This window comes from Rhodococcus sp. HNM0569 (genome assembly GCF_012726205.1).
In the GTDB taxonomy this organism is placed as follows: domain Bacteria; phylum Actinomycetota; class Actinomycetes; order Mycobacteriales; family Mycobacteriaceae; genus Rhodococcus_F.
Genome location: NZ_JAASAE010000003.1, coordinates 266,111 through 278,059, shown reverse-complemented (window position 1 = coordinate 278,059; position 11,949 = coordinate 266,111). Strand labels below are relative to the sequence as shown.

Genomic DNA, 11,949 nt, shown 5'->3' with positions numbered 1-11,949 from the left:
GTGTTGTCACCCCACCCAGTCGTCGAAGGAAAGTCCGGAAATACGTTCGTAGGCTTCGATGTAGCGCCGACGCGTCGCGTCGACGATGTCGTCGGGCAGCGGAGGCGGCGGCGTGTCGGACGCGCGATCCCAGCCCGACTCCTCGCTCGTGAGCCAGTTGCGGACGAACTGCTTGTCGAAGCTCGGCTGCACGTGCCCCGGCTCGTAGCCGTCGAGCGGCCAGTACCGCGACGAGTCGGGCGTGAGCACCTCGTCGGCGAGCACGAGCGTGCCGTCGGGAGCGAGCCCGAACTCGAGCTTGGTGTCGGCGAGGATGATGCCGCGGTCGGCCGCATAGTTCGCGGCGCGCGCGTACACCTCGAGCGTGTCGTCACGGAGCTTGACGGCGAGGTCGCGTCCCACCTTCTCCAGCATCTGGTCGAACGTGATGTTCTCGTCGTGCTCGCCGAGTTCGGCCTTGGTCGCGGGCGTGAAGATCGCTTCCGGCAGCGGGCTCGCCTCGACGAGCCCCTCGGGCAGCGCCACTCCGCACACCGCGCCGGTGCGGTCGTAGTCGGCCTTGCCGGATCCGGTGAGGAAGCCGCGCGCGACGCACTCGATCGGCACCATCTTCAGCCTGCGCACGACGAGCGCACGGCCGAGCACCTCCTCGGGGATGCGGTCGTCGTCGGGCTCGCCCGCGAGGTGGTTGGCTCCGCCGAGCACGCCGAAGAAGAACACGCTCATCGCGGTGAGCACGCGGCCCTTGTCCGGGATGGGCGTCTCGAGCACGTGGTCGTACGCGGAGATCCGGTCGCTCGCGACCAGCAGCAGGTGCTCGTCGTCGATCTCGTAGAGGTCACGGACCTTGCCGCCTGCGAGGTGGGGGTAGCTGTCGAGAGAAGGACGCACGGGTCAACCCTATCGGCCCACGTCCCTCCCGCGTCGGTCGCGTGGGCGCGAGGACGCGGGCGCGATTCCGTTAGCCTGGGCACCGACAGTGATTCACACCGCACGAACAGGACCCACATGACGGCGGACACGGCGGTGGGGCGAGTCGGCTTCCGCTCGGAACGCGGGCCGATCCTCGCGGCACTGATGCTCTCGACGTCCCTCGTCGCACTCGACTCGACGATCATCGCGACCGCAGTCGTCACGATCGTCGGCGATCTCGGCGGGTTCACGTCGTTCCCGTGGCTGTTCTCCGCCTACCTGCTGACCCAGGCGGTGTCGACACCGGTGTGCGGCAAGCTCGCCGACATCGTGGGTCGCAAGCCGGTGATGCTCGCCGGGATCGGCGTGTTCCTGCTCGGGTCGATCCTGTGCGGTCTCGCATGGAGCATGCCCGCGCTGATCGTCTTCCGTGCGGTGCAGGGCATCGGTGCCGGGGCGGTGCAGCCGATGAGCCTCACCATCGCCGGCGACATCTACACGGTCGCCGAACGCGCGAAAGCGCAGGGCTATCTCGCGAGCGTGTGGGGCATGTCGGCGGTCGTCGGCCCCACTCTCGGCGGCGTGTTCTCGGAGTACCTGTCGTGGCGCTGGATCTTCTTCGTCAACATCCCGCTGTGTGTGATCGCGGCCGCGGTCATCGCCCGCAACTTCCACGAGACCGCGGTCCGCGAGCGGCGGCGCATCGACTGGCTCGGCGCCGTGCTGCTCGCGGCCGGTGCCGCGCTGCTGATCCTCGGCCTGCTCGAGGGTGGGCACCAGTGGGCATGGGACTCCGGGGCGTCGATCACGGTCTTCGCGGCGGGCGCGGTCGCCGTCGTGGCCTTCGTCCTCGTCGAACGACGCGCCGCCGACCCGATGCTGCCGCTGTGGGTGCTCACCCGGCGGGTGCTGGTCGCGAGCAGTGGCCTGTCGCTTCTGATCGGCGCCGTCGTCCTCGGCCTGACGAGTTACGTGCCGACCTTCGCGCAGGGGGCGCTCGGCGTCGGCCCGCTCGTCGCGGGCTTCGCGCTCGCGACGCTCACGATCGGGTGGCCGATCGCGGCGTCCCAGGCCGGCCGCGTCTACCTACGCGCAGGGTTCCGCACCAGCGCCCTCGTCGGTGCGACGCTCGCCGTCGTCGGCACCGCGCTCACGACGACGCTCGACGAGCACTCCCCGCTCTGGCATGCCGCGGTGTTCTGTTTCGTCGTCGGCCTCGGCATGGGGCTGACCGCGAGCCCCACCCTGATCGCGGCGCAGTCGAGCGTCGAGTGGAGCGATCGCGGCGTCGTCACGTCGACCAACATGTTCGCGCGGTCGATCGGCTCCGCCGTCGGCGTCGCCGTCTTCGGTGCGATCGTCGGCGCCGAGGTCCCGAGCATCGACACCGCGAGTGCATCCGAAGTCGCCGCAGGCGTACACCCCGTGTTCGTGGGGTGCTTCGCGTGCGCGGTCGTGATGCTCCTCGGTGCGCTGTTCGTGCCCGGCCGACGGTCGGCGCGCGACGAGGGAGAGACGCAGAACACAGCGGCCGCCAGGTAATTGAACGCACAGGTCACAGACCTGTCGCGGGTGCCGAGCCGTCAGTAACGTCCTGGCCATGCTCTTCTCGAGGCCACAGACGGACATCGGACTCCGGACGATGATGCGGCTGGCGGCCGGAAGAGAGTCCGCCGAGCGAACCACGGTCCGCGTGCTCGCCCGACAGCTGGACGTGTCCGAACACGTACTCGGCCTGATCGTCACCGATCTCGTCTCCCGGGGCCTCGTCGAATCCCGACGGGGACGCGGCGGTGGCCTCACGATCACCGAGCAGGGACGTTCCACCTCAGTGGGAGACCTCGCACGTGCACTCGAACACGACGACACCACCCCGCCCCGCGGCGAGTACGGATCGGCCGACGCGTGCAGCCCACTGCGGCACGCGCTGTCCTCCGCGCAGGATGCCTTCTACCGGGAACTCGACGGGCTCACCTTCGGTGCGCTCGCGGCGTCCCCGATGGGCAGCCCGCTCCCCCTCTCGTCCGTGGCACCGCCCACCCGAAAGCAGGAGTCATGAGCGCATTGCAGCCCGCCGCGTCGCCCTACCCGCAACTGTCCGATCGCCGTCGCGACGCGCTGGTCGCGTCCCTGCCCGCCGTGGGCGCAAACCTCGACGACATCACGACCCGCTTCTACGCCCGCATGTTCGAGGCCCATCCGGAGCTGAAGCGCGACGTGTTCAACCGTGCGAACCAGGCGCAGGGGACGCAGCCGAAGGCGCTCGCGGCGTCGATCGTCGCGTTCGCGACACACCTGCTCGACCCGTCGCAGCCCGACCCGATCGCGATGATGCGCCGCATCGCCCACAAGCACGCGTCGCTCGGCATCACCGCGGACCAGTACGAGATCGTGCACGAGCACCTGTTCGGCGCGATCGTCGAGGTACTCGGTGCCGATGCCCTCACCGCCGACATCGTCGACGCATGGCAGACCGTGTACTGGTCGATGGCGCACGCGTTCATCGGTCTCGAGGCGAACCTGTACTCGCAGGCTGGCGTCACGCCCGGCGCATTCTTCCGCACAGTGACCGTCGTCGACCGCATCGACGACCCCTCGGGCGCAGCGACATTCGTCGTCGAAGCACCCGAAGGCGCCGACCCGCTGCCCACCTTCTCACCCGGCCAGTACATCTCGGTGCGTTCCGAACTCGCCGACGGCGCGCGCCAGATCCGCCAGTACAGCCTCACCGGTGCACCCGACACCCGCTGGTCGTTCACCGTCAAGCGCGTCGCCGACCCCGGCTCGCCCGTCGGCGAGGTGTCGGCATGGCTGCACGAGACGATCTCCGCTGGGTCGACGCTCGAGGTGTCGCTGCCCTACGGCGATGTCGTCCTCGAAGCCGGTCGCGACACCCCTGTGGTGCTGGTGTCGGCAGGCATCGGCATCACCCCGATGGTGGGGCTGCTCGCCTACCTGTCCGACGTCGAACCACACCGTCCCACCACGGTTCTGCACGCCGACCGCAGCGCGCAGAGCCACCCGCTGCGCGAGCAGGTGCGCATGCTGACCGGCCGCATGTCGGACGTGAGCGTCACGACGTGGTACGAGGAGGACGCCCTCGGCGACCGCACCGGGCGCATGGACGTGAGCACCCTCGACCTGCCCGCCGAAGCCGACTACTTCGTCTGCGGCAGCGAAGGTTTCGTCCGCAAGGTGCGGTTCGACCTCATCGCGTCCGGCATCGCCGCCGATCGCGTCCACGCCGAGCTGTTCACCCCGGACAGCTGGCTCGCCACGTCCGATCAGCTCGAGCCGGTCGGTCAGTAGGGCAACCGGCTTCGCGCCCGCTCACGCTCGACGCGCTCGCCCTCGGGCAGGGTGAACAGCGTCAGCTGCTCGCCTTCCGGGGTGCTCATCCGCAGACAGTCCTGCTCCCAGGGCGTGCGGGTGAGCACCCCGTCACGCCGTACGCCGAGGGACGTCAACGTATCCGCGAAAGCTTCCGCCCGGGTGCAGCGCGGGTCGGCTGATCAGCACGTATGTATGGCCGCCCGGTGCACGGAAGTGCGACCACGCCGTCCCCCACGACGTGTCGACGCCGTCGTGTACCTCACCGATGAACTCGACGCCCCGGCTTTCGAGCTCCGCCCGGGCCTCGCGGACGTCGTCGACGACGAAGCCTGGGACCGGATGCGCGAAGAACGAGTGCGCCTCGTCGGTGGGTTTGAACACTTCGAACGCCGAACCGTCCGGGAAGTCGCACACGATCGCACCGGGCTGGTCGAGCCCGATCGTCAATCCCATCTTCTCGGTGACGAATTCGCGCATCTCGTCGTAGTTGCTCGTGCGCGAGCCCACCCAGCGGATTCCGTGAACCTTTACGCTCTCCTCCTGTCGAGTACTCGTCGTGTTCAGGGCAGGCGGGCGTCACGCGCCCGGCCACCGGGCTTCGCGATGCCTCGGATCGACAGCCCACTGTCCGCCGTGACCATCGTTCCGGTCATCGCAGCCGAGTCGACGCGCGACGCGAGCATCGTGAAGATCCCGTCGTATGCGGAGACCGGCGCGACCTGCTGTGTCGGCAGCGCGTGCTCGGTGCCGTCGAGCACCGAGTCCGACATCGACTGGCCCAGCGTCGTGGTACCGCGCAGCCGGGTGGGCGCGACACCGGGCGCGACACCGTTGACCCGGACGTCGGGTGCGAGTTCGTACGCGAGCTGCCGGACAAGGCCGTGCACAGCATGTTTCGACGCGGTGTAGAGGGTGCCGCCACCGGCAGCGTTCTCGCTCGCGAAGGAGCCCGTGAGGATCACGCTGCCACGGGATTCGACGAGCGCGTCGAGGCACGCACGCACCCCGAGGAGCGGCGCGAGTACGTTGACGCCGAACAGCTCGTCGAAGGCCTTCGGCAGTTGCTCGCCCCCGATGTCCTCGAGCGGCTGCGCGCCGTCGGTGATGCCGGCATTGCCGACGAACACGTCGATACGGCCCCACTCCCGACACGCGGCTTCCGCCGCGGCGAGGTTGCCCTCCCATGTCGAGACGTCCGTCACCACCGGCAGGACGGCGCCGTCGGCCGAGTCGGCGAGTTCCTCGACCCGCTCCGTGATGTCGACCGCGACCACTCGCGCACCCTCGGCGACATATCGTTCGACCACCGATCGGCCGATACCTGCACCCGCACCGGTGAAGACGACCACCTGACCGTCCAATGCTCCCATCGAGTCTCTCCTGCTCGTCTCGTCGTTTCGTCGAATCCCACTACGTGTCGGCCGACTCACCCTTGCACCGGTTCTTTCGGCGACTCGCCGGCAGCCGCCTGTGCCGTCGTCGAGCCGTCGTTCGACGCGGTACGGAGCCGGTGCCACACCAGGTACCCGAATGCATACGACACGACCGACGCCACCAGGACGAGCAACTGCGGCGCCTGCGCGAGAAGTGCGGGGCCGCTTCCACTCTCGAGCAGCCAGATTCCGACCGCCGAGGGGATCAACCACGCCGCCAGGCCCCAGCCCACCGCAGGCAGCCGCGAGTCGTCCGTCTCCGGCCCGTCCCTCCGGTCGACCGTGGCGAGCGCGAAGTGCGTGAGCACGACACCGACCCACCCGACCACCAGCACGCCCTGCCAGTTCAGCGCCGTCTGCAGGTAGCTGAAGACGTCGGTGAGCATCAGCAGGAACACGACGACCGAGACCGCAGACACCCAGAACACACGCGGCAGCCGGACCTGCGAAAAACTGCTGAGGATGCGTTCGAAGTTGGTGGTCGACAGGTAGTAGTTGACGCTGTTGACCCTGGTCTGCGAAATCACGATGAACAGCAGGCCCCAGAAGCCGAGGCACGCCAGGACAGCTTGCACCACGCCGTGTTCCGACGCCGGCTCGGCAGGCAGCACGGTCTGGACGAGGTAGATGCCCGCGATACCGTTGACGACGAACAGGCCCAGATAGAACACCCAGCCGAAAGTCACGTTCTCGTGGAAACGCTCGTCCTCGATCTTGCCGAACCGTGCGAAATCGACGGTATTGGGCATGTTGACGAAGATCCCCATGTAGAGCACGGCGCCGAGCAGCCAACCGGGCAGCGCGCGCCCCTCGTCGGGCACGACGCCGGCGAAATCCAGCCACGCGGCATCTCCGCCGAACTTTACGTAGGCCGCGATCAGCGCGGCGATCAGGCCGAGAACATAGAACGGCAGCAGGATCGCGTTGAGCTTGCCCATCCAGGTCTGCACGCTGCCGAGCATCAGCGGCATCATCGCCACCACCACTACCGCGTACCACACCCGGAGGTCGCCGAAGCCGAAGTAGGCCTCGAACGCGACGGCGAGCGTGCTCGACTCGAACAGTGCGTAGTACAGGGTCGTCGCGGCAAGCAAGAGCGCCGTGAGGGTCGCACCCCGCCGGCCGAACACCGTTTTCGTCAGCAGTGTGCTGTTGAGACCGAGCCGCGTGCCGAGGCGTGTGGTGAACACGTTGATCAGCGAGTACACGACCACCGACAGCACGATCGCACCGATCGCATCTCTCGTGCCGTACAGGCTCGCGGCCAGCGCACCGTAGAACAGCCACACCATCGCCGACAGCAGCGACCAGTAGGACATGGTGACCTGCCATCGTCCCAGTCGTGCGGTGTGTGGAACCCGGGTTGCGCTGAAGTTCTCGTCGGCAGCGTCGGAGTGCTGCACGGGTAATGCCGGCATGTCCGTACCTCCGGTACAGGGTGGTGGAGCAGGGCGAGAGAGGAAGGGCCGGACGACTCTTCCCCGGCGGGTATTTTTGTACGCAGAACTGGATACAGTTTCCAGTAGTCTACGAATCCTGCGTAAAAAGGGAAGGGCTCGACGTAACACTTTCGTTTCGTCGATGCCCTGTGCCTCAACATGTTTGCGCACTCGGTGCCGTGTGGCGACACGGCACACCGGTGTAACTCCCCTACCGTCCACCTCGCCCACGTAGGCTACGCAACTGTATGCACATGGCGACGACGCCGACACCGTGCCGGCTTCGTCGGCACCGACCACCGGGGGAAGACGTGACGAGCACAGCAGGCGGACAGGCGACCACACGGCGAGCCACCCGCGCAGGCACGACCGTGGAAGCCCTCTACAGCTCGCTGCGTGAGCGGATCGTCGACGGCGTGTACCAACCCGGGCAGCGCATGTCCCAAGAGCAACTCGCGGCCGAGTTCGACGTGAGTCGCACCCCGCTCCGCGAAGCACTGCAACGCCTGGAGGCCGATGGGCTGCTCGTCGCGCAGGCGAACCGTGGCATGCACGTCGCACCGATCGTCAACTCCGAGACCGAGGAAAGCTACGCGCTGCGGATCCTGGTCGAGGCGCCCACTATCGCCGCCGTCATCGACGAGCTGACCGCGGACGACCTCACGCAGATGCGGACCGCTCTCGAAGCCATGCATCGACACCGCAACCACAGCAAGCGCTTCCAACGGGCTCACCAGGAGTTCCACGACGTCGCGCTCACTCGCTATCCCGCATCCTTCCGCGAGCTGACCCTGTCGATGCATACGCGCATCCAGCGGCACCAGAGCGTGTATCTGTCGCACCAGCGCACACCCGACGACTTCGTCGCGGCCGACACACATCTTCTCGATGCGGTCGAAGCACGCAATTCCCAATCCGCCAGGCGGATCATGGAATTCCATCTCATCGATGCGGCACTCGGTCTCGTCCTCGACGCCGACCCCGACCACCGGTTCGATTCACTCCTCGTCGCACTGCGCGGCCGTGGGATCGTGATCGAGCACGATGCCGACGGACGCATCACTCGGCCCGCGCCGATCTACTGGATCGACTCGGATCCCCTACTGCCCGACAGCATCACCTCCAATCTCGAACTCCGCTATCCGCCCGGCCGTCGGCCGAAGTGACCGCCCGGCCGTCGGCCGGGAGATTTCATCAGACGAGTCGGCTCGTGAAGAATGCGGAGTGGATGGCGTCGAATACCCGTCCCGGTCGCACCGCCGAGCCGATCAGGTGCACCTCCCGGCCCAGGCCCCGCAGCCGATTTGCGAGGTCCGCCTCGGCGGTGGCGCGGCCGAGCGCGAGAATCACGGTGTCGGCGGGCAGGACACTCTCTCCGTCGGCTGTCACGATGTGAACGCCCGCCGCGTCGACCGATGCAGCCCGCGTGCCGAGTCGCACGTCGACTGCTGCCGCGTCGAGGAACAGCGGCAGCCTCTCGGCATCCGTGAACACCTCGTCGCCACGCATGAGCGCCGACCCGGACTCGAGCACGGTCACTTTGACGTCGTCTTTCTCGGCGAGACGCAGCGCCACCTCGCAGCCCTGCAACCCACCGCCGATCACCACCGCGTTGCCGTGCACCGGATCCGACGAGCGCACGTCGGCGGCGTCTCGCACGGCCACATCCGACGCGACGGGAAAATCCGGCGCCCGCGAGGGCGCCCCCGTCGCCACGATCACGCTGTCGTAGCCACCCACCTCGAGCACGTCCGCGTCGGCCCGTTCCCGGACGACGCGTATCTCCCGCCGCTCCACTTCGTGCACGAGATGGCGCACGAGACCGTCGAGATCCTGTTTGACCGTCGACCCGTCGGCGTGACGCAGTGTGCCGCCGAGTGTGCCCGGCTCGTAGAGCGTCACGTCGTGCCCGCGATCAGCCAGAACCGCCGCGCTGCGCAGACCGGCAGGCCCGCCACCCACCACGGCAACCTGCTTGCGGACGTCGGCGGCCACGACCGGGAACCGCCCTTCTTCCGTGACACTCGGGTTCACGCTGCATCCGGCGCTGCGCCCTTTGTTGAGTCCCCGGTGCAGACAGCCGTCGTTGCACCGGATGCACGGGGTGATCTCGAGGACCCTGCCCTCCTTCGCTTTCCGCGCCCAGTCCGGGTCGGCGAGCATCGCGCGGCCGAGTGAGACGAAGTCCGCCGAACCGGACGCAACGATCTCCTCCGCAACCTCCGGCGTGACGAGCGAGCCCGAGGCGATCACCGGAATCGCGACCGCGTGCTTGATTTTCTCCCAGCCCCACCGATGCGGTGCCCGAACCTGATACCAGGGACTGACCTCCCACTCCATTCCGGCATGGTGGCCACCCGAGCAGTGCAGGACGTCGACGCCGTGCTGTTCGAGCCTCCGGCACAGTTCGACCGTCTCCTCGATGGGGATGCCGTCCGCTTCGTAGTCGGTGACCGACACGCGCACGCTCAGCGGGAAGTCCCGGGGCACCGACGCACGGATCTCGTCGACGATCCGCAGCAGCAGCCGCGCCCGGTTGTCGAAGCTTCCGCCGTACTCGTCGTCGCGCCAGTTCGTGTGGGGTGACAGGAAGTTGGTGATGAGATAGCCGTGGCCGGCGTGCACCTCGACGATGTCGAACCGCGCGGCGTGGGCACGCGCGGCGGCCTCGCCGAAAGCTTTCACCACGCCGTCGATCTCGTCGATCGTCATCGGGCTGGGTATCACCCCGTACTGTCCCTCGACGTCGGCCCACGACGAGTCGGTCGCCGACTTGATCGGCGCCGTGCCCAGGAACTTCTGCCTGCCACCGTGTGCGATCTGGAGACCGATCTTCGCCCCGGTCGCGTGCACCTCGTCGACGACCCAGCCCAGGCCGGGTGTGTGCTCGCGGCGCGAGTTGCCGAGCTGGTTGTGGATCGCCTTGCTCGCATCGTCGTCGACGAAGCTGTACTCCATCATGACCAGACCGACGCCGCCTTCACCGAGGCGCTTGTAGTGATCGACGGTGCGCTGGCTGACGGTGCCGTCGGGATTGGACGTCGCCGTACTCTGCGGCGACTTGACGATCTTGTTGCGGATCTCGAGCGAGCCGATACGGCCGGTTTCGAACAGTGCTGGATAACTCACGGTCACTCCGATGCTCGTGTGCGCGTATGGACGTTTCGGTACCGGTCGCCGTTCGGGTGCCGGCTGGGGTGTTCAGGGGGCGAGCAGGGCGCCCGCGCGGGGAACGACAGGGTCGAGGCCGAGTCGTGTCAGCAACCGCCAGGTCGTGGCGGCGGCAGCGGAGATCACCGGGATGTCGAAGCGGCTCTGCACAAGGTCGAGGACCGGGAGCGACGGCATCTGCACACACGCGCTGAGCACGAGTGCGTCGGCACCGCTCGTGTCGACCTTCTCGACGTGATCGAGGAGGTTGCGCGGATCCAGCCTGCCCACCTCGAGATTGTCGGCGACCTCAAGCGACAGCGAGTCGACGACGGAGAATCCCTCGTGCTCGATGTAATCGCACACGGTGGCCGTGAGCGGCTTCATGTAAGGCGTGACGACGGCGATGTTCTTGACGTCGAGGTGTCCGAGGGCCTCGGTGAGCGCACCTGCCGACGACAGTACGGGGATCGCCGCGCCGGATTCGCGCTCGGCGACCGCCGACAGTTTCGGTTCCGATTCGCAGTGGTATCCGCGGCCCTGCGACATGATCGCCACGAGACACGCGTAGGCCATCACGTCGACTCGCGCGTCGGCCAGCTCGGCCGCGCAGCGGAGCGAATCGGCGTCCATCGCGGCGAGCTGTTCGGGGGTGACGTGCTGCATGCGCATGCGCGAGGAGTGGAAGGTGAACCTCTCCGGCCGGATCTCCTCGCGCGCACGGAGCATCGCGGGGATTTCCGTTTCCATCGTGGTGTTCGAGCTCGGCACGATCATGCCGATGCGGTAGTTGTCCGCCATCTTCTTGCCCTTACGTCGGTGTGGTGCCCAGGCGGCCGGTCGAGCCCCGCCCGGTGTAGAGGTTGGTGGTGGTGAGCGCAGGAAATGCCGTGGCGGGCGCCCCGGTCGAGTCCCACTCGACCGGAACCGCCCCGCCGTTGCGCAGATTCGCCAGTTCTCCCGTCCGAATCCCTGCGCCTGCCAGTGCGATCGGAAGGGAGTGGAAGTCGTGCTCGGGTTCGACGGACGCGATCAGGCCGAGTGCGGTGTCGAGCAGGTGGAACTCGAGCAGCCGCGCAGCGCACGCCGCGTCGCGCCGTCGGACCGCGTCCAGCAGCATCTCGTCGACATCCGTGAGGTCGTCGACAGCCGCTGGCTTCTCGAAGTACATCCGCTGATGACGGTCGATGGTGGTGAGCTGTGTTTCGATCAGTTCGCGCACGCCTGTCGGGAACCGGCCGAGAATCACCCGGTGGAAATCCCAATGCGCGAGCTGGAATTGACGCGGTGACACCGAGGTGCGCTTCATCTCCACCAACGCCGTGGCCATCGCCGTCACGTCGTCGTCCGTCACATCCTGGACGGTGGCCGACAGCAACGCTGGTTCGACGAGCAGGCGGATCGCGTAGGAGTCCTCGACGTCTCGCAGCGCGAGCGGTGCCACGACGACTCCGCGATTCGCCGCGCTCACCACCAGGTGTTCGGCCTCGAGACGACGCAGTGCTTCACGAAGCGGCGTCCGGGACACGGCCAACTCCTCCGCGAGCCGAACCTGGGACAGGCTGACACCTGGTCGGTAGTCCCCCGCGATGATCCGCTCCCGAAGCACCGTGTACGTGTCCTCCACCGCGCGGCCACGACGCCCCGCAGCCGGCGCGGGGTGTGCCTCGTCGACGTACATC

General features: G+C 67.7%; 11 protein-coding genes. 4 read left to right on the top strand and 7 right to left on the bottom strand.

The window, feature by feature from the left end; all coding sequences use genetic code 11:
* Window positions 1-6: 6 nt before the first annotated feature.
* On the bottom strand, window positions 7-891 hold the full coding sequence (locus HCA44_RS05920) for a phosphoribosylaminoimidazolesuccinocarboxamide synthase (protein ID WP_169647595.1): 885 nt from the start codon (window positions 889-891) through the stop codon (window positions 7-9).
* Window positions 892-1,008: 117 nt separating this feature from the next.
* Between HCA44_RS05920 and HCA44_RS05915 the strand changes: the two genes are divergently transcribed.
* The 3 genes from HCA44_RS05915 to HCA44_RS05905 are packed head-to-tail and all read left to right on the top strand — an operon-like array spanning window position 1,009 to window position 4,221.
* Window positions 1,009-2,454 carry an MDR family MFS transporter gene (locus HCA44_RS05915; protein ID WP_169647594.1) on the top strand — a complete coding sequence of 482 codons (1,446 nt, stop codon included), beginning with the start codon at window positions 1,009-1,011 and terminating at the stop codon, window positions 2,452-2,454.
* Window positions 2,455-2,512: 58 nt separating this feature from the next.
* Complete coding sequence (locus tag HCA44_RS05910; RefSeq protein ID WP_169647593.1) at window positions 2,513-2,971, top strand: Rrf2 family transcriptional regulator; 459 nt, start codon at window positions 2,513-2,515, stop codon at window positions 2,969-2,971.
* The gene (locus HCA44_RS05905; protein WP_169647592.1) at window positions 2,968-4,221 is read left to right on the top strand and encodes a globin domain-containing protein; all 1,254 of its coding nucleotides are present in this window, start codon (window positions 2,968-2,970) and stop codon (window positions 4,219-4,221) included. Before HCA44_RS05910 ends, HCA44_RS05905 begins: the two co-directional genes overlap by 4 nt.
* 132 nt (window positions 4,222-4,353) lie before the next feature.
* On the opposite strand, the gene HCA44_RS05900 is transcribed toward HCA44_RS05905, so the two are convergent.
* Genes HCA44_RS05900 through HCA44_RS05890 form a run of 3 tightly spaced genes read right to left on the bottom strand, consistent with a single transcriptional unit; the run spans window position 4,354 to window position 7,096 of the window.
* Entirely contained in the window at window positions 4,354-4,752 is a 399-nt protein-coding gene (locus HCA44_RS05900) for a VOC family protein (protein WP_240945316.1), read from the bottom strand.
* A gap of 53 nt (window positions 4,753-4,805) precedes the next feature.
* The gene (locus HCA44_RS05895; protein ID WP_169647591.1) at window positions 4,806-5,615 is read right to left on the bottom strand and encodes an SDR family NAD(P)-dependent oxidoreductase; all 810 of its coding nucleotides are present in this window, start codon (window positions 5,613-5,615) and stop codon (window positions 4,806-4,808) included.
* Between the two features lie 56 nt (window positions 5,616-5,671).
* Window positions 5,672-7,096 carry a permease gene (locus tag HCA44_RS05890; RefSeq protein WP_206037760.1) on the bottom strand — a complete coding sequence of 475 codons (1,425 nt, stop codon included), beginning with the start codon at window positions 7,094-7,096 and terminating at the stop codon, window positions 5,672-5,674.
* Between the two features lie 332 nt (window positions 7,097-7,428).
* Here HCA44_RS05890 and HCA44_RS05885 point away from each other — a divergent pair, with 332 nt between their 5' ends.
* Window positions 7,429-8,283 (top strand): GntR family transcriptional regulator, encoded by an 855-nt coding sequence (locus HCA44_RS05885; protein ID WP_346764594.1) that lies wholly within the window; start codon window positions 7,429-7,431, stop codon window positions 8,281-8,283.
* A gap of 28 nt (window positions 8,284-8,311) precedes the next feature.
* Here HCA44_RS05885 and HCA44_RS05880 read toward each other — a convergent pair whose 3' ends face one another.
* The 3 genes from HCA44_RS05880 to HCA44_RS05870 form a co-directional block, all read right to left on the bottom strand.
* Entirely contained in the window at window positions 8,312-10,246 is a 1,935-nt protein-coding gene (locus tag HCA44_RS05880) for an FAD-dependent oxidoreductase (protein ID WP_346764593.1), read from the bottom strand.
* A gap of 72 nt (window positions 10,247-10,318) precedes the next feature.
* Window positions 10,319-11,068 carry an aspartate/glutamate racemase family protein gene (locus HCA44_RS05875; protein WP_169647589.1) on the bottom strand — a complete coding sequence of 250 codons (750 nt, stop codon included), beginning with the start codon at window positions 11,066-11,068 and terminating at the stop codon, window positions 10,319-10,321.
* Between the two features lie 10 nt (window positions 11,069-11,078).
* Entirely contained in the window at window positions 11,079-11,948 is an 870-nt protein-coding gene (locus HCA44_RS05870) for a GntR family transcriptional regulator (RefSeq protein ID WP_169647588.1), read from the bottom strand.
* Window position 11,949: the final 1 nt, after the last annotated feature.

What these genes read in the sequence shown, in the direction of transcription:
- HCA44_RS05915 (WP_169647594.1), top strand. Translation starts at nt 1,009, where the DNA reads ATGACGGCGGACACGGCGGTGGGGCGAGTCGGCTTCCGCTCGGAACGC.
- HCA44_RS05910 (WP_169647593.1), top strand. Translation starts at nt 2,513, where the DNA reads ATGCTCTTCTCGAGGCCACAGACGGACATCGGACTCCGGACGATGATG.
- HCA44_RS05905 (WP_169647592.1), top strand. Translation starts at nt 2,968, where the DNA reads ATGAGCGCATTGCAGCCCGCCGCGTCGCCCTACCCGCAACTGTCCGAT.
- HCA44_RS05895 (WP_169647591.1), bottom strand. Translation starts at nt 5,615, where the DNA reads ATGGGAGCATTGGACGGTCAGGTGGTCGTCTTCACCGGTGCGGGTGCA.
- HCA44_RS05890 (WP_206037760.1), bottom strand. Translation starts at nt 7,096, where the DNA reads ATGCCGGCATTACCCGTGCAGCACTCCGACGCTGCCGACGAGAACTTC.
- HCA44_RS05875 (WP_169647589.1), bottom strand. Translation starts at nt 11,068, where the DNA reads ATGGCGGACAACTACCGCATCGGCATGATCGTGCCGAGCTCGAACACC.
- HCA44_RS05870 (WP_169647588.1), bottom strand. Translation starts at nt 11,948, where the DNA reads ATGTACGTCGACGAGGCACACCCCGCGCCGGCTGCGGGGCGTCGTGGC.